16 protein-coding genes are annotated in these 17,088 nt (G+C 71.6%); 6 read left to right on the top strand and 10 right to left on the bottom strand.

Annotated features, from left to right (window positions below; genetic code table 11):
- Positions 1–24: 24 nt before the first annotated feature.
- From NITAL_RS15500 to NITAL_RS15470, 7 genes are read right to left on the bottom strand one after another with little or no spacing between them, the layout of a single operon-like run.
- Positions 25–1,269, bottom strand: a complete 1,245-nt coding sequence (locus tag NITAL_RS15500; RefSeq protein WP_052667144.1) for a sugar phosphate isomerase/epimerase family protein — start codon at positions 1,267–1,269, stop codon at positions 25–27.
- Position 1,270: 1 nt separating this feature from the next.
- Positions 1,271–2,155, bottom strand: a complete 885-nt coding sequence (locus NITAL_RS15495; RefSeq protein ID WP_052667143.1) for a sugar phosphate isomerase/epimerase family protein — start codon at positions 2,153–2,155, stop codon at positions 1,271–1,273.
- A gap of 25 nt (positions 2,156–2,180) precedes the next feature.
- Entirely contained in the window at positions 2,181–3,440 is a 1,260-nt protein-coding gene (locus NITAL_RS15490; protein WP_052667142.1) for a substrate-binding domain-containing protein, read from the bottom strand.
- Positions 3,433–4,488, bottom strand: a complete 1,056-nt coding sequence (locus tag NITAL_RS15485; RefSeq protein WP_052667141.1) for an ABC transporter permease — start codon at positions 4,486–4,488, stop codon at positions 3,433–3,435. Before NITAL_RS15485 ends, NITAL_RS15490 begins: the two co-directional genes overlap by 8 nt.
- Positions 4,485–5,552: an ABC transporter permease gene (locus NITAL_RS15480; RefSeq protein WP_052667140.1), complete on the bottom strand. Its 1,068-nt coding sequence runs from the start codon at positions 5,550–5,552 to the stop codon at positions 4,485–4,487. The genes NITAL_RS15485 and NITAL_RS15480 overlap by 4 nt, the downstream gene beginning before the upstream one ends.
- Positions 5,549–7,087 (bottom strand): sugar ABC transporter ATP-binding protein, encoded by a 1,539-nt coding sequence (locus NITAL_RS15475; RefSeq protein WP_211262443.1) that lies wholly within the window; start codon positions 7,085–7,087, stop codon positions 5,549–5,551. Before NITAL_RS15475 ends, NITAL_RS15480 begins: the two co-directional genes overlap by 4 nt.
- Positions 7,084–8,118 (bottom strand): Gfo/Idh/MocA family protein, encoded by a 1,035-nt coding sequence (locus NITAL_RS15470; protein ID WP_052669716.1) that lies wholly within the window; start codon positions 8,116–8,118, stop codon positions 7,084–7,086. The genes NITAL_RS15475 and NITAL_RS15470 overlap by 4 nt, the downstream gene beginning before the upstream one ends.
- Before the next feature lie 223 nt (positions 8,119–8,341).
- On the opposite strand from NITAL_RS15470, the gene NITAL_RS15465 reads away from it, so the two are divergent.
- The 3 genes from NITAL_RS15465 (at position 8,342) to NITAL_RS15455 (ending at position 11,015) form a co-directional block, all read left to right on the top strand.
- Complete coding sequence (locus tag NITAL_RS15465) at positions 8,342–9,556, top strand: ROK family transcriptional regulator (protein ID WP_083441629.1); 1,215 nt, start codon at positions 8,342–8,344, stop codon at positions 9,554–9,556.
- 761 nt (positions 9,557–10,317) lie between these two features.
- Positions 10,318–10,578, top strand: coding sequence for a type II toxin-antitoxin system Phd/YefM family antitoxin (locus NITAL_RS15460; protein WP_052667139.1), 261 nt, complete (start codon positions 10,318–10,320; stop codon positions 10,576–10,578).
- Positions 10,575–11,015 (top strand): type II toxin-antitoxin system VapC family toxin, encoded by a 441-nt coding sequence (locus NITAL_RS15455; RefSeq protein WP_052667138.1) that lies wholly within the window; start codon positions 10,575–10,577, stop codon positions 11,013–11,015. The genes NITAL_RS15460 and NITAL_RS15455 overlap by 4 nt, the downstream gene beginning before the upstream one ends.
- An 88-nt stretch (positions 11,016–11,103) precedes the next feature.
- On the opposite strand, the gene NITAL_RS27360 is transcribed toward NITAL_RS15455, so the two are convergent.
- The 3 genes from NITAL_RS27360 to NITAL_RS15445 form a co-directional block, all read right to left on the bottom strand.
- A complete protein-coding gene (locus tag NITAL_RS27360; protein ID WP_157041868.1) occupies positions 11,104–11,274 on the bottom strand; it encodes a hypothetical protein in 171 nt (56 codons plus the stop codon).
- A 97-nt stretch (positions 11,275–11,371) separates the two neighbouring features.
- A complete protein-coding gene (rsgA, locus tag NITAL_RS15450; RefSeq protein ID WP_052667137.1) occupies positions 11,372–12,379 on the bottom strand; it encodes a ribosome small subunit-dependent GTPase A in 1,008 nt (335 codons plus the stop codon).
- A 100-nt stretch (positions 12,380–12,479) separates the two neighbouring features.
- Positions 12,480–13,118 carry a hypothetical protein gene (locus NITAL_RS15445; RefSeq protein WP_052667136.1) on the bottom strand — a complete coding sequence of 213 codons (639 nt, stop codon included), beginning with the start codon at positions 13,116–13,118 and terminating at the stop codon, positions 12,480–12,482.
- Between the two features lie 194 nt (positions 13,119–13,312).
- Here NITAL_RS15445 and NITAL_RS15440 point away from each other — a divergent pair, with 194 nt between their 5' ends.
- The 3 genes from NITAL_RS15440 (at position 13,313) to NITAL_RS15430 (ending at position 17,044) form a co-directional block, all read left to right on the top strand.
- A complete protein-coding gene (locus tag NITAL_RS15440) occupies positions 13,313–14,779 on the top strand; it encodes a TldD/PmbA family protein (RefSeq protein WP_052667135.1) in 1,467 nt (488 codons plus the stop codon).
- On the top strand, positions 14,776–16,128 hold the full coding sequence (locus NITAL_RS15435) for a TldD/PmbA family protein (RefSeq protein ID WP_052667134.1): 1,353 nt from the start codon (positions 14,776–14,778) through the stop codon (positions 16,126–16,128). The genes NITAL_RS15440 and NITAL_RS15435 overlap by 4 nt, the downstream gene beginning before the upstream one ends.
- A gap of 124 nt (positions 16,129–16,252) precedes the next feature.
- Positions 16,253–17,044, top strand: coding sequence for an SDR family NAD(P)-dependent oxidoreductase (locus NITAL_RS15430; protein ID WP_052667133.1), 792 nt, complete (start codon positions 16,253–16,255; stop codon positions 17,042–17,044).
- Positions 17,045–17,088: the final 44 nt, after the last annotated feature.

Genomic DNA, 17,088 nt, shown 5'->3' with positions numbered 1-17,088 from the left:
CCCACCCGGGCCGGCCGGGTGCGGTCAGCTGCGGTAGGCCTCACGACCGACGCCCTGGACGGGGATGCCCTGCGCCGCCAGCACCTCGTGCTGGAGGGCGTACATCGCAGCCGCGGCGCGGTCGATGTGCCGGGTGAAGGCGAGCGAGCCCGCCAGGATCGGCAGCAACGCGTCGCGGTCCTGGACGCGCGCCGGTGGGTACTCGTGCTCGACGATCAGCGGCAGGTTCGCCACGTCGATGTCGAGCAGTTCACGGGCTGCGAGCTGGTGGTCGAGCCAGTCGACGGTGCGGTTCTGCAGGTAGGCGAGCGGATCGTGCCGTGCCGTGCCGGGCAGCTCGTGCTCGCACAGGACGGTCTGCTTCTTCCAGGCGTTGCCGAGATCGGCCGGATCGGACGACACCTCGCCGTCGACCCAGTCGCCGCGCTGGATGGTCTGTCCGCCGTACCCCCACGCGGCCAGGCCCACCGGATCGATGACCTGTCCCTTGACGTGCATGCCGGTGATGAGGAACCCGTACCCCTCGTCGCGCAGGTACTGGAACATCGACCGGGTGTCCTGACCCATCAGGATCGAGTGCGAGGGGTCGTAGTGGACGCGGAACTGGTCACCGACGCCGTGCTTCTCGCAGATGCGGTGCAGCGCGATCCAGGTCGCCGGGGTGTAGGCCAGGTTGTTGTGGACGTTGTCGCCGGGTGTCCAGCCCGGCATCGGGCACTGCTCGACGCGGTACTCGAGCCCCCGTGCCTTGGCCTCGGCCAACAACGGCACGAAGCTGGCCTCGAAGTCGGCGAGGTTCTGCTCCATCGACAGCGACTGGTTGCGGCCGACGAACCCGCACACGGCGGGGACGCCGAGCAGCACGGCCGCGTCCATGGCCCGCAGCATGAAGTCGTGCTTCTTGCGGCGGACCGCCGGATCGGCGTGCAGCATGTCGTCGAAGTAGCCGACGTCGGCGATGGTCACGCCCGTTCCGTCCACAGCCGCGAGGACGCGGCGCGCCCGCGCCTCGTCGAAGGGATCGCGCAGATCCAGGGTGTTGGCAACCGGGTCCAGCAGCGCTTCGGCCGGCACATCCGCGACCGAGGGGTGCAACGCCGTCGACAGTTGGATGCAGTCGGCGCCCATCTCCGCCGCGTAGGCCAGCCACTCCTCGACCGCCAGGTCCGGGTCGGGGTCGCGGCGTTCACGGGGGGTCAACTCCTGCAGCGCCGCCGTCAGGATCCCGACGGGCATGTGGACCGGCTCGAACGGTGTGACGTCGCCCACTTCAGAACCTCCGGAGGAACTCGATGCCGTCGGTGGCGATGGCGTCCTGGCTGACCGCCAACGGACGCCAGATGGACGCCGCCGTGGCGATGGTGGCGTTCTCGGCCGTGAAGGACTCGATCACGAGCGGTCCCGCGTACCCGACGTCGTCCAGCGCACCGATGATGCCGGGCCAGTCGAGGTGGTCGGCGCCCGGTGCGCCACGATCGTTGGCGCAGACCTGAACGTGCACGATGCGGTCCCCAGCCCGGCGGATCGCGTCGGGGACGTCCTGCTCCTCGATGTTGGCGTGGTAGACGTCGAAGGCGATGCCACAGTGCTCGGGCGGCAGCCCCTCCAACGCCTCGAGGCACTGGTCGACGGTGTTGAGCAGGCTGGTCTCGTAGCGGTTGAGCGGTTCGACACCGAGCCTCACCCCAGCCGACGCGGCGTGATCGACGACCGGTGCGAGGTGCTCGCGGAGCTCGGCGTAGGCGGCCCGGCGTTCGTCCGGTGTCAGGCGCCAGGTCCGACCGACCGATGCGTACGCCGGCCCGGCGATGACCGGTGCCCCGACCACCTGCGCCACGTCGACGACGTGACGCAGGTAGTCCTGGGTCGACGCCACCGTCCCGGCGTCGGTCGCGACCAGTTCGCGCCCCTCGCCCATGACCAGCACGACGCTGGCGCGCAGGTCGTGCTCGGCGAGGATCTCGGAGGCGAACCCCGGGTCCCAGTCCCCCGGGGCTTCGACGGGCAGTTCGATGACCTCGAAGCCCCACCCGCGCACGCGGGGCGCGAGCTCGGCCAACCGTTCGTCGGTGAGGGGGGAGACCCACACCCAGGTGTTGACACCGAGCTCGCGCCGCACGCCGTGCCCTCTCGTCGTCGCGGTGGGAGCGCGCATCCGGTCGCGCTCCCACCGCGGTGGATCAGCGGTCCTGCCACGCTCCGGGATAGCCGGGCAGGTCCTCGCCGCCGAACTTCGCGTAGTGCAGGTCCGGCATGTCGGCGTTGGCCTCCACGTGCTCGGACAGGTCCGCCTCCGTGATCGGCTCCTGCGGCAGGACCCACTCGCTCGGCACCTGCTCACCGTCCCAGATGCGCACGGCCGCCAAGACCGGCGTCCGCCACTGGAAGTTGGAGTACACGGGCGCGATCGCCGTGATCCCGGTCTCCTCCCACTTGCGGAGGAAGCCGAGCTCGTCCTCGCCGACCATCACCGGGTAGTCCATCCCAGCGTCCTCGTAGGCCTCGACGGCCGCAACGGAGCCAGCGCCCGCGTCCATCCAGATGCCGTCGACGTTGCCGCGCTGGAGGTACTGACCGACGATGTCCTTGATCTGGGCACCGTCACCGCCGGTGAACTCGAACCCGAGGACCTCGAGTTCGCTGTCACCGAAGATCTCCTGCGCCGCCGCCCAGCGGTGCTCGAGCACGTCGACACCAGGCAGGATGCGCAGCGCCAGGACCGTGGACCCCGGTTCGAGGTTCTCGACCAGGAAGTCCGCGCCGTCCGCCCCGTAGGCGTAGCCGCCGATCGGGTGGATGAACGTCACGGCACAGTCGGTGTCGACCCCGCGGTCGAAGACGATGACCGGGACGCCGCTGTCGCACGCCGCCTGGACGGCCGGCGTCAGCGTCGCGGTGGTGGACGGCGAGATGATCATCGCGTCGCAGTCACCCGCCTCGATGAAGGCCTGGATGTCGGAGATCTGCTGGTTGTCGTCGTCGGCCGCGTCCGAGACCCGGAACTCGCCGATCTCACCCGCCTCCTGCAGCACCTCGACCTGCTCCTGCATGGTGATGTAGCCGGTCACGCGCCACGGGTTGGAGACCGAGGCGTTCGAGAAGCACAGCGTCCGGTCGCCGCCGTCGCCGTACTCGTCGGTGTCGACCCAGTCGGGCTCGATGGCCTGCAGCCACGGCTCGGCGTCGTCACCTTCGGGGGTCGCGGTGCGCTGAGCCAGCTGGCGCTCGTAGTCGGCGCGGACGAACCACTCGTCGTCGGCCGTCTGCTCACCGGCGTCGTCGGCGTCGATGTCACCGTCATCGATGTCACCGGCGTCGACGTCACCGGCGTCGGTGGCATCGGCCGGCGGCGGGGTGTCGTCGGGGTCGTCGGTGGCGCAGGCAGTGAGCAGCATGCTCACCGCCACGGAGCACGCGATGAGCGTGCGGGACTTACGCATCGTTGCCTCCTGATGCGGTCGCCGGCACGGGCTGTGCCGGGGGTGGGTCGTGCCGGGTGGTACGGGGCCGGCTGACCGTCCGTGACGCGTACGCCACCGCCGCGATGAGGATGATCCCCTGGGCGGTGGGCCGCAGCGTCGACGGCAGGCCGAGCTGGTTGAACAGCGTGAACAGGCTCTCGAGGGCGAGCGCACCGAGGACGGCGGCCACGACGGTGCCGCGCCCCCCGCCGAGCACCACACCACCGAGGACCACCGCAGTGATCGCGGTGAACTCGAGGCCCTGACCGACCTGCGCCGTGACGCCCGCGAAGCCACCGATGAGCACGGCAGCGATCGTGGCGAGCACGCTCGACAGGACGAAAGCGATGGTCCGGGTCCGCGCGACACGGACGCCGGCGAACGCGGCGGCGCGATCGTTGTCCCCGACCGCGATGAGGACCCGGCCGTAGGGGCGCCGCACGAGGGCGACGATCGCGGCGGTCACGAACGCCGCGACGAACACGGCCCACGGGATGCGGCCGATGCCCGGCACGTTCTCGATCCCGCCGCGGCCGAGGGTGCGGAACGCGTCGGACAGCGCCCCGGTCGGTGCGCCACCGGTCCACAGGCGGATCGCACCGGCGAGCACGAGCAGCATGCCGAGCGTGGTGATGAAGGACGGCACCTTGAGGATGGTGGTCACGAGCCCGTTGACGAGGCCCACCACGATGCCGAACGCGAGCATGACCCCGAGGATCGGCAGCGTCATGGCTTCGTCGCCGTCGATGAACCGGGCGGCGATGACCACCTGCGCACCGACGAGGGAGCCGACCGACAGGTCGAACTCACCCGACACGATCACCAGGTACTGCCCGACGGCGAGGATGACGAGGGGAGCCGCCTTCTGCAGCAACGCGAGCATGGGCCGCGGCTGCGCGAAGCTGGGGTTGATCACCACGATCGCCACGAGGACGACCACGAGGAGGAGCGCCACCGGCGCAGTGCCGCTCGCCGCGAAGCGGGCGAGACGCTCGCGCAGGTCCGGGGCAGCCACCGGGGCGGTCACGGTCGCGCCCCCGGCTCGGCGGGGACCGCAGGCTGCGCTGCGGGCGTGGTCGGTGGTGGGCTCTGCCCGAACCGGACGCGGGCGGCGCGTCGTTCCAGCTGGCGCCGGGCGTAGATCGCGACGGCGGCGATGATGATGGTGCCGCGCAGCACGTCCTTGAAGAACGGGTCCACGGCGAGGATGTTGAAGACCGTGTCGAGCACCGACAGGATCATCACGCCGGCGACGGTCCCGCCCACGCCGCCACGCCCGCCGAGCAGGTAGGTCCCACCGAGGACCACCGCCGCGATCGACTCGAGGTCGTACCCGGACCCGTACACCAGCGCGCTGCCGGTGCCGAAACGGGCGGCGATCAGCAACCCTGCGATGCCGGCCGCGACCGAGCACAGCACGTGCGCACCGATGAGCACGCGGTCGGTGCGGATGCCCGACAGGCGCGCGACCTCGTCGCTGCCGCCGACCGCGTAGAGGTGGAAGCCGAACCGGCTGCGACGCAGCAGCACGATCGCCAACACGGCCACACCCAGCATCACGGCCGTCGACACCGGGACCGGGCCGATACGCGTGTAACCGAACCCCTGGAAGACGGAGGGCACGTTGCCGGCCGGCCCGCGGTAGTTGGTGTCGAGGTAGCCGCGGAGGATCAGGCTCATGCCGAGGGTGGCGATGAAGGCGTTGACGCGCAGCTTGGCGACCACCACCCCGTTGACCAGGCCGATCAGCGCGGCTGCCCCGAGCGCCACGGCGATGCCGAGCGGGATACGGGCAGGGTCGCCCGCCATCGTCGTCGCGCCCAGCAGGCTCGACAGCGCCATCACGTGCCCGACCGACAGGTCCAGCGAGCGGCCGAGGATGACGAAGGTCTGCCCGATCGCCACGAACCCGAGGAGGCTGGAGCGGGTGAGCAGGTCCACGAGGTTCGCGCGCGACAGCAGGTTGCCGCCCTGCGCTCCGACGAGGAGGGTGCTGAGCACCACGATCACGAGCAGCGCGAGGTAGACCAGCCCGGTCGTCCCGAGCCGGCGCACGGGGGCGGGCACGACGGCGCCGACGGCCGCGCTCACGGGGTCCCCTCCGTGTCGTGGTGACCCGTGGCGAGGGCCATGACGTGCTCCTCGCCGACGCTCGGATCGACCTCTCCCGCGATGCGGCCGTCGTGCAGCACGACGATCCGGTCGGCCATCCCGAGGACCTCGGGCAGCTCGGAGGAGATCAGCACGGTGGCCACGCCCCGGTCGGCGAGCTGGCGCACCAGGTCGTGGACGGCGCGCTTGGCGCCGACGTCGATCCCGCGGGTGGGCTCGTCCAGCACGATCAGCCGCGGCTGCGTCACCAGCCACTTGGCGAGGACGACCTTCTGCTGGTTCCCGCCGGACAGGTACTGCACCTCCTGGTCGAGCCCCTGCGCGATCAGCTCGAGCTGTTCGAGCAGGCTCGGCACCTCCAGGGCGCGCCGTGCGGCGTTCCTCGGGGTCACCGCATCGACCACGAGGCGTGCGTTGGCGAGGATCGACTGGTTCAGCGCGAGCCCCTCACGCTTGCGGTCCTCGCTGACCAGCGCGATCCCGTGCCCGACCGCCTGCCGCGGCGAGCGGATGGTGACCGGTCGCCCGTCGAGCTCGACCTGCCCGCGGGTGAAGCGATCCACCCCGAAGAGGGCGTGGCCGAGCTCGGTGCGGCCACTGCCCTGGAGCCCCGCGAGGCCGACGATCTCGCCCGCCCGGACCTCGAGGTCGATGTCATCGACCTGGTCGTTGCCGCCACCACGGACCCGCAGCCGCACGTCCCCGATCGAGGTCGTCGGCAGCGGGTCGGGGAAGAACGCCGTGAACGAGCGCCCGACCATCTTCTTGACCAGGGCGTCGGGGGTGAGGTCCGCGGTGTCGACGGTGTCGACGAGGTGACCGTCCTTGAGCACGGTGACCCGGTCGGCGAGGTCGAAGATCTCCTTGAGGCGGTGTGAGACGTACAGCACCGCCACATCGCGATCGCGGAGCGTGCGGACCAGCCGGTACAGCAGTTCGACCTCGTGGTCGGCCAGCGCCGCCGTCGGCTCGTCCATCGAGACGATCCGTGCGTCGTAGGACAGCGCCTTGACGATCTCGACGACCTGCTGCTCGGCGACCGACAACGTCCGGACGCGACGGCGTGGCGCGAGCTGGGTGATGCCGAGATCGGCGAGCAGCCGTCCGGTGTCGGCGATCATCCGGCGTTCGTCGACCACACCGCGGCGCCGTGGTTCCCGCCCGAGGTAGACGTTCTCGGCGATGGTCCGCTCGGGCAGAAGGTTGAACTCCTGGAACACCGTGGACACGCCCGCCTCGTACGCGGCGAGCGGGTGGGTGAAGGTGACCGGGGCCCCGTCGAGGTGGATGGTGCCGCCATCGGGCTGGTGGACCCCGGCGATGATCTTCATCAGCGTCGACTTGCCGGCGCCGTTCTCGCCGACGAGGGCGTGCACCTCGCCGGCACGCAGGTCGAGGTCGATGCCGTGCAGCACCTCCACGCCCAGGAAGGACTTGCGGATCGCGCGGACCTCCAGCAGCGGCGGGGCAGCTGCCGGCGTCGCACCTGGGACCAGGCCATGCGGTGTGTTCACGGCGCCACCTCGACCCAGCGTTCGTCCCTGGCAGAGGCGAGCACGGCCTCCGCCAGCAGGGCTGCGCGGTGCCCGTCGGCGAAGGTCGGCAGCCCGTCCGGCGCGACGCTGCGGATGGCCTCGAACGTGTCCGCGACGAACGCGTCGAAGCAGTCCTGGTACCCCTGCGCGTGCCCCGCCGGCAGGCGGGCGTAGCGGGCCGCATCGGGGTGCAGGGTGTCGGGGTCGCGCACCAGGTGACCGCTGGCCTCGCGTCCCCCGAGCCAGAGCCGTTCGGGGTCCTCCTGGTCGAACCCGAGGCTGCCGTCGGCACCGGAGACCTCGAGGTACAGGCGGTTCTTGCGACCAGCCGAGACCTGACTGATGACGCAGGTGCCGAGCACACCCGCACCCGTCACGAACTGGACGGTCACGACGTCCTCGGTCGCCACGGACCGCTGGCCCCGTTGGGGGTTGACGGTCGAGGCCATGGCCGACACGCGGGCGATGCGGTCGCCGGTGACGAACTCGAGCAGGTCGCACCAGTGCGAGCCGATGTCGCCGAACGCGCGTGAGGGACCACCGAGGGCGGGGTCGACCCGCCAGTTGTCGTCACCAGGGTGCAGCAGCCAGTCCTGCAGGTAGCTGCCGTGCACGAGGTGGATGGCCCCGATCGCGCCGTCGCGGACCCGGGCGCGCGCCTCGCGGACCACGGGGTGGAAGCGGTAGACGAACGGGACCGTGGCGATCCGACCCTCCGCGGCGGCGACCAGGTCGGCCGTCGTCCCGGCGTCGGTGGCGAGCGGCTTCTCGCACACCACGTGCTTGCCGGCCGCCAGCGCCGCCGAGGCGATCGGTGCGTGCAGGTGGTTGGGGGTGCACACGTGGACGACGTCGACCTCGGGGTCGGCGAGCACCGCATCGACGTCCGCGAAGACCTGTTCGGCACCGAGCTCGGCCTGCGCACGGCGCGCCCGCTCCGGCGTCGAGGACGCCACCCCGACCACGCGACCACCGGCGACACGGACCGCACGAGCGTGCACACGCCCCATGAACCCGGCGCCGACGATGGCGACGCGTGGTGGCTCGACGGACGCCCCGTCGGTGGCCGCCAGGCCGCCGAGCTCGGACGTGGTCGAGCCCGGCGCGAACTCCCGAACTCCCATGCCCCGTACCCAACGCGAACTTCCGTCGACTGTCAAGCAGAAGTTGCGTTTCATCGAGCGGACTTCGACGGGGCGAGCACACCGAAGATCGGGGTGCTTCACTTCCCGCATGGCACGCACACCCGGCTCGGTGACCAGAGCGACCGCGTCAGCCACCGCCAACGCGGTGGCGGGAGCGGGCGATCTGCTCTCGCTCCTGCGCGACGGCGAGCCGCGGACCCGCTCCGAGCTCGCCGCCGTCACCGGGCTCGCCCGCTCCACGGTGACCCAGCGCGTGGACGCGCTGCTCGCCAGCGGGCTGCTCGCCCCGGCCGGCGCCGCGGTATCCACCGGCGGGCGCCCCCCGGTGCGGTTCGCGTTCAACCCCGGCGCGCGCGTGACCTTCGCCGCCGACCTCGGCGCCACCCACGCCCGGTTCGCGGTCACCGACCTCGCCGGCAGGGTCCTCGAGGAGCACCGCGAGGACCTCGACATCGCGCTCGGTCCCGACCACGTCCTCGACCGGGTGGTGACCGTCGGCGAGCGACTGCTCGATCACAGCGGTCGGGAGGCCAGCGAGCTGCTCGGCGTCGGCCTCGGCCTCCCCGGACCGGTCGAGCACTCCGCCGGGCGACCCGTCAACCCGCCGATCATGCCCGGTTGGGACGGCTTCGACGTGCAAGGTCACCTCACGCAGCGGCTGGACGCTCCGGTGCTGGTCGACAACGACGTGAACATCATGGCGCTCGGCGAGCACTTCGCGACCTGGCCCGACGAACAACACCTGCTGTTCATCAAGGTCGCCACCGGCATCGGGTGCGGGATCATCAGCGATGGCCACGTCCACCGGGGCGCCCAGGGTGCCGCCGGCGACCTGGGACACGTCCAGCTGGCGCGCGAGGAACAGGTCCTGTGTCGGTGCGGCAACGTCGGGTGCCTCGAAGCGGTCGCGAGCGGCGCCGCGGTCGCCCGACGGTTGCAGGAGCAGGGCATCGACGCCAGCTCGGCCCTCGACGTGGTCGAGCTCGCCCGGGCCGGCTCGGTGCCGGCCATCCAGCTCATCCGCGAGGCCGGCCGGGACATCGGCGAGGTCCTGGCCGCCGTCGTCAACCTGCTCAACCCCTCCGTCATCGTCATCGGTGGGTCGCTCGGCCTCGTCGGGGACCACCTCATCGCCGGGATCCGCGAGGTGATCTACCGCCGCTCCCTGCCCCTGGCCACCCAGCACCTGCGGATCGTCAGCTCACGCACCGGCGACCGTGCCGGCATCCTCGGCGCTGCGGTGATGGTGATCGACCACGGCCTCGCGCCGAGCCGCGTCGACGCCCGGGTCAACGGCACCTGAGCGGCAGCGGGTGGTGCTGGATAGGCCCACCAGAACGGTGGTCCGTGGTCACCCCGTCCCACGATGGGCGTCGTGAAGATACGGCTGCAGCGGTTGTCGCGTGATCTGCGAACCGTTCCCGATCCTTCGTTCGTGGAAGCCGTGGCGCCGTCTACCGGGTGCAGATCGTCGGTTCCGTCCGACGATCTGCACCCGCTACGGCGTTCGCTCCGCCGAGCCCCCCCGCGTCAACACGCCCGTGTCCAGCACCGGCTGCGACGGTTGCGCCCACCTTGACGTCGGTGCTGGAGCGCCTCCGCTGAGGCCGTCACGACGGCAGTTCCTGGCGCCTGACAGCCAGGAACTGCCACGGGAACCGGGTGATCCGCGCCCGTCGGCGGCAACTTCTGGCGTCCAGCAGCCAGCAACTGTCAAACGCCCGTGTCTTCCACCCGCCTGCGACGGTCCTGCGCAGGTCGGTAGCCACTGATCCCGGAGCGATGCCGCGGCATCGCTCCAGTGGGCGACCACCCGAGCAGCGGGCGACCACGAGCACATCGAGGTACGCCTCGTCACCCGCTGAGTTCGTCAGCGCCCGCTACCGCCACCAGGCAGATACGCCCGGATCCTCCACCCGGATCCGGCGATGTACTGGACGATGGCGAGTGGCGTGGCAGTCGAGGCTGTGGCGGTTGTACACAGGTTGGAGCCTCGCCCTCCGAACCCTCCGAGAGCGTGGCTACAATCGGCAGTCTAATGACGCCACATCGGGAGGTCGTGTCATGGCCGAGGCCGGGATCCGGGACCTGCGCGATCACCTGAGCCGCTACCTCGAGCGTGTCCGGTCCGGTGAGGAGCTGACCGTCACCGACCGGGGACAACCCATCGCGAGGCTGATCCCGGTCGACGGGCCACACACGCTCGACCGGCTGATCGCCGAGGGCCTCGTCACGCCGGCAGCGACCCGTGACCGACGCCGCCCGACGACCCGTGTGGCCGTCACCGGACAGGTCAGCGGCCTCGTCGCTGAGCAGCGTCGGTGATCGCCTACTTCGACACGTCCGCGCTCATCCCGCTCTTGGTCGACGAACCGGGCTCGGACCGTGCCGCCCGGTTGTGGGATGTGGCTGACAACGTCGTCGCCGTGCGGCTGATTTACGCCGAGGCTCGCGCCGCCCTCGCTCAGGCGACGCGGATGGGACGGCTCGCCGCGGCTGACCTCACCACGGCGATCGAGGGGCTCGAGGGTCTGTACGTCAGCCTGGACCTCTTGGAGGTCGACGAGCGCATCGTGCGTCGCGCAGGCGAGCTCGCACAGCACCACGCGCTGCGTGGCTACGACGCCGTTCACCTGGCAGCGGCCGAACGGGTTCGTGACGACGCGACGGTCCTGGTGGCTGGCGACCGCAGCCTGTGCGCCGCAGCCGGAGCGCTCGGCATGGCGGTCGCCGATACCTCCGTCGACGGTCATGATGGGTAAGCAGAACGCCCGCTACGCGCACGTCGCTGGGGCCTGTCTCAGCAACACTCCTGCCGAACCCAACGGCACCTGAGCCCCGCGGGGCGGCTCATCGCACGCGAGATCGCTCGCGTTCCGGAACGGCCGAGAGCCCGTCGTCGGGCCCATCGGGGTCGCGTGGCTCCCCGTCCCAGCCACCACCGCCCCCTCCACCAGGGCCGAACAACCGCAGGAGCATCACCACGAGCAGCACGAGCAGCACGAGCACGATCACGATCACGTGGTGTCCCTCCTGGAGCGCCCCGTCGAGTTCGTCGCTGCCTCGAACGAACGTACCTCGGTGCTGGCGAGACGCTGCCGCCGGCTGCGCAGGTGTCTCAATCGTTGTCGCGCAGCGCGGCGAGCAGGCGCCGGTAGGTCTCGAGGCGCGTCGGGTGCACGTCGCCGGCCGCGAGCGCGTCCGGCAGCGCGCAGCCGGGCTCGCCGTCGTGCACACAGTCGTCGAGCGCACACTCGAGTCGGTCCAGCTCGGGCATGTGCCGGGTGAGGTGCTCCGCTGCGAGGGTCCCGAGCCCGAAGGAACGGACCCCCGGTGTGTCGACCAGCCAGGCGTCGATCGCGGGGATCGGGACCGCCTTCGACGCCACGGTGGTGTGACGACCGCCGAAGCGGCCGATCTCGCCGACGGCGTGGTCCGCGTCGGGCACGAGCAGGTTGAACAGGGACGACTTGCCCACGCCGGAGTGGCCCGAGAACGCGCTCCACACCCCGGTCAGCAGCATCCGGAGTTCATCGAGCCCCTCCCCCGTCACCGCCGAGGTCCCGCGGACCGGGACACCGAGGGCCTCGTAGCGCGCGGCGACCTCGTCGAACTCGCCGCGATCGTCGATCAGGTCGAGCTTGTTGATGCACAGGACCGCATCGAGGTGCCCGACGGAGGCAGCCACGAGGACCCGGTCGGCGAAGCGCGCACCGACCTCGAGGTGATCGGCGGTCAGCACCACCACCACCTGGTCGGCGTTGGCGACCACCACCCGTTCGTCGTCCTGTGCGTCGTCCCCGGTGCGGGTCAGCCACGTCCGCCGATCGAGCAGCTCGGTGATGCGGGCGACGTCGTTGTCGTCCCGTGGTGGCGTGATGCGGACCTCGTCGCCGACCACGACCTTGGTGCCGCGCATCCCGCCCGCGAACCGGGCGGGGAGCAGTTCGCCGTCGAAGACCACCATGATGCGGCCCCGGTCGACGGCCACGACCCGCGCGATCTCGTGCGTCGCGACCTTCTGCTTGGCCGTCTCGCTCAGCGCATCGCTCCGACGGCGCGGCTCGACGAACGAGTGGTCATCCTCCCACTCGTCCTCGAACGCTTCGACATCGATCCTCGGCACGGTGCATCCTGTCACGCCGCCAGCGAGCCTGTCGCACGGGGGCGCGACCTGTGGGCTGGGCGAGCTGGGCCGGGCGGTCCGGAGGACCGGACGGCCCGGATCAGAACGTGCCCACGACGAGCAGCACGAGCGCGGTGCCGACGACGACGACGGTCCCGAGCCCGGCCAGCCACATCAGCGGGGCGAAGCCGACCAGCCGTGACGCCGCGCCGGTCGTGGTCGACAGCGAGAGGGCGGCCCGGTCGCCGAGGTGCTTGCTCGCCATCCTCGTCGCCTCGGTCACCGGCGAGCGGAGCAGCTTGAACACGCGGTACATCCCGCGCAGCGACCGTCGGCGCGCCCCGCTCACGAGCGCTTGCACCTCATCGGTCTGCGCCCGGAGGACGGCCACCGCCTCGCTGCGGCCCGAGCCGTCGGATCCATCGCTACGGTCGGCGGCCGTCCGCAGCTCGGCCAGCAGGTCGGGGATGGCCTCGACCAACCAGATGGCCCTCGCTCGGAGCAGCATCGCGACCAGGGCCGGGACCGCGCACACCGCGCTGAGCACGACGGCCGACCCGGTCCCGAGCGCCCGGACGGCCGCCGCCGCAGCAAGGAGCGCGGCCGCCACGGCGACCGCCGCCAGCACGTTCGCCAGCCGGCGCGTCCACCGTGCCCACCGATCGACGCTGAGGGCGCCACGAAGGCGATGTCCACGCGCCCTCACCTCGTCGGCGGTCGGATCCGCACGGTCCGACACCGCTCCGCCTCCCCGTCCGCCTGTGACCACACGGCCGCCCTCGCGGCACGCCGACGTCCGACGGCCGCGGAACGTAGCGTCGACGGTCGCGGCCGACCGGACGCGGACGGACGGCCTCAGGCGTCCGGCACCCCACGGGGACCACCGGTAGCGTCCCCCCGACTGCGTTCCGTCGACGACCTCGAGGACCGACCGTGGCCAACCACGCCTTCGACGACACCGGCTACGACCTGGCCAGCACCGCCGTCGAGGCCGCCCTCGCAGCCGGTGCGACCTACGCCGACGCCCGCGTGGTGCGGCGCCGGAGCGAACGCATCGCGGCCCGCAACGGCGAACTCGAGACCGTGGCCACCGACGAGGATCTCGGCCTCGGTGTGCGCGCACTGATCGGTTCGTCGTGGGGGTTCGCGGCCACCTCCGACCTGACCGCGAGCGCCGCCGGCCGCGTCGGCGCCGAGGCCACCGCCACCGCCAAGGCATCGGCCCTCGCCCCCGGCAGCGACCTGCAGCTGGCCGATGTCGAGGTCCGCCAGGACACCTACCAGACCCCCCATGCCGAGGACCCCTTCGCGGTCCCCTTGAGCGAGAAGGTGGAGCTGGTCACGGGCGTGACCGCCGCGATGCTCGAGGTCGACGGTGTCGCGGTCACCACCGCCCAGCTGATGTTCTGGGACACCGAGAAGTGGTTCGTGTCCTCGCAGGGCCACCGCATCGCCCAGCACCTGGTCGAGAGCGGGTGCGGGATGGACGCCACCGCCGTCGGCGAACACGAGACCCAGCGCCGTAGCTACCCGCAATCGTTCGGCCACGTCGAGACCGGCGGCTACGAGGTCATCCGGCGCTTCGACCTGCCCGCACACGCCGGGCGCGTCGCCGAGGAGGCCGTGCAGCTGTTGACTGCCGCCGACTGCCCGGCCGGGGAGCTGGACCTCATCCTCGAGTCGTCGCAGCTGGCGCTGCAGATCCACGAGTCGGTCGGGCACGCCATCGAGCTCGACCGCATCCTCGGCTGGGAGGCCGCCTTCGCCGGCACCTCGTTCCTCGACCTCGAGCAGCTCGGGTCGCTGAAGTACGGCTCGGAGCTGATGAACATCACCGCCGACGCGACCATCCCCGGCGCGCTGGCCACCTTCGGCTACGACGACGAAGGCACCCCCGCACAGTGCGTCGACATCGTGCGCGAGGGCACCTGGGTCGGCGTGCTGTCCGGCCGGGATTCGGCGCACCTCGCCGGTCTGCCACCGGGTGGGATGGTCCGCGCGGACGGGTTCAACCGCCTCCCGATGGTGCGGATGACCAACGTCGGCCTCACGCCCGGCGAGGGCACGATGGAGGACATCGTCGCGGACACCGATCACGGCGTCGTGATGGCCACCAACCGGTCGTGGTCGATCGACGACAAGCGCCTCAACTTCCAGTTCGGTTGCGAGATCGGCTGGGAGGTCGTCAAGGGCAAGCGCGCCCGGATGGTCAAGAACCCGACCTACACCGGGATCACCCCGCGGTTCTGGGGGTCGCTCGACCGGCTGGCGGGCGAGGAGGAGTGGATGGCCTGGGGCGTGCCCAACTGCGGCAAGGGGCAACCGATGCAGATCGGCCACACCGGGCACCCCGCGTCCCCGGGACGCTTCCGCGGCGTACGCGTGGGGGTGAAGGGATGAGCGAGATGCTCGAGCAGCTCCAGCAGGCCGCCGACGAGGTCCTGCGCACCGTCGGCGACGTCGCCAGCGATGCCGAGGCCAACGTCAGCGTCACGCGCACGCGGCACGGCCTGACCCGCTTCGCCAACTCCTTCATCCACCAGCACGTGGGCGAGGACACCCGCGTGGTGCGCCTGACCCTCGCCATCGACGGACGCACCGCCACGGCGTCGACCACCGACCTCGACCCCGAGGGGATGCGCCAACTGGTCGAGCGCACGCTCACCTCCGCGCGCATGCAGCCGGTGGACCCGACGTGGCCGGGTGCCACGCCACCCGCCGAGGTCACCCACGTCGGCAACCTCGATGCGGCGACGGCGGACGCCACGCCCGACGAGCGCGCACGGCTGGTGAAGGACTTCGTCGACGAGGGGCCGGACCTGCGGGCGGCGGGCTTCGTCGACACCGCGACGACGGAAGCCGCGTTCGCCTCGACCGCCGGCCAACGTGTGGCGGGCGCCGCCACGCGCGCGACGCTGGACGGCATCCACCAGACCGCGACGTCGGCCGGCAGCTCCCACGGGACCTCGTACCGCCTGCGCGACCTCGATGCATCGGCCTGTGGCGGGCGGGCCGCCGACCTCGCCCGCCGGAGCGAGACGGCCGTGGACATCGACCCGGGCGCCTACCCGGTCGTGCTGCTGCCCGAGGCAGTCGCCACGCTGGTGACCTTCCTCGCCTTCTACGGCTTCAACGGCAAGGCCCACCGCGAGGGCGCCTCCTTCGCCCAGCTCGATGCGCAGCAGTTCGACCGGGCGATCACCCTCACCGCCGACCCGACCGACCCACGGGCGATCGGCCTGCCCTTCGACGCCGAGGGGTCACCACGGTCGCGCTACCACCTGGTCGAGGACGGGGTCACCCGCAACCTCTCCCACGACCGCCGGACGGCCAAGGCCGTCGACGCGCGGACCACGGGCGACGCCCTGCCCGGGGGTGAGGGTTTCGGTGCCCTGCCGGGCACGGTCCTGCTCCAACCGGGCAGCGCCGACGTGGACGCGATGATCGGATCGGTCGAACGCGGGCTGCTGGTCAACCAGTTCCACTACTGCCGCATCCTCGACCCGAAATCCCAGGTCGTGACCGGGCTCACACGCAACGGCACGTTCCTGATCGAGGACGGGAAGGTCGCCGGTGCGGTCGGCAACCTGCGCTTCACCCAGTCCTTCCTCGCGGCGCTCGGTGAGGGGCAGGTGACCGCCATCGGCGGGGACGACCGGTTCGCCTCGGGCGAGTTCGGCGAGGGCATGGTCCTAGCGCCATCGATGCAGCTGGCGAGCTGGAACTTCACCGGCGGCGCGAAGGGCTGAGCACGCCGACCGCTGGCAGCGACGCCGATCGCTGCCAGCAGCCGGTCACCCCTGCTCGTCCGGGCAGCAGCGCGGTGGGCAGGGTCGCGTAGCGTGGCCGCTCCGCGACCTTCCGGAGATGTGCATGCAGCGGTTCACCCGTGCTCTCGTGACCGGTGCCTCGACGGGCATCGGCGCGGCGATCGCCAGCGAGCTGGCCACCCGCGGGACCGAGCTGGTGGTCGTCGCGCGTTCCGCCGACCAGCTCGAGGCGCTCGCCGAGCAGTGGCGCGCCGCCCACGGCGTCGACGTCGAGGTGCTCCCCGCCGACCTGACCGACCCGGGCCAGCTCGAGCGCGTCGAGGACCGGCTGCGCACCGAGGATGCCGCCGTCGACCTGCTGGTCAACAACGCGGGCTGGGGCAGCACCGGGGCGTTCATCGACTCGACCCCCGACGAGGCCACGACCTGCATCGAGCTGAACGTGACGGCGCTCACCCGACTCACCCACGCGGTGCTGCCACGCCTGGTCGCTGCCGGGCACGGCGGCGTGCTCAACGTGTCGTCGGTCGGCGGCTTCCAGCCGGTCCCGCACTTCGCGGTGTACGCCGCCACCAAGGCCTACGTGTCGTCCTTCACCGAGGCCGTCCACGAGGAGCTGCGCGGCAGCGGGGTGCACGTCACCGCCCTGTGCCCGGGGTTCACCCGGAGCGACTTCGTCACCGCGGCGGGGGCGGAGGACGAGGCCGCCAGGATCCCGGACTTCCTGTGGCAGGACGTCGAGCCCGTCGCCTGCGCGGGGGTCGACGGGGTCAGCCGCGGTCGCGGCGTCGTCGTCAGCGGCGCCCTCAACCAGGTCACCACCGGCCTGTCGTCGGTCACGCCCTCCACCGTCAGCCGCCGCGTCGTGGCCGGTGTCATCAACCGCTTCACCTGATCGGCCGGGGCCCGGCCTCCTCGGCGCTACCGTGGCGCGGGGAG

This window comes from Nitriliruptor alkaliphilus DSM 45188 (assembly GCF_000969705.1).
GTDB classification, from domain to species: Bacteria; Actinomycetota; Nitriliruptoria; order Nitriliruptorales; family Nitriliruptoraceae; genus Nitriliruptor; species Nitriliruptor alkaliphilus.
Note: the sequence above shows the minus strand (reverse complement) of the source record. Positions and strands in the feature narration are given on the sequence as shown.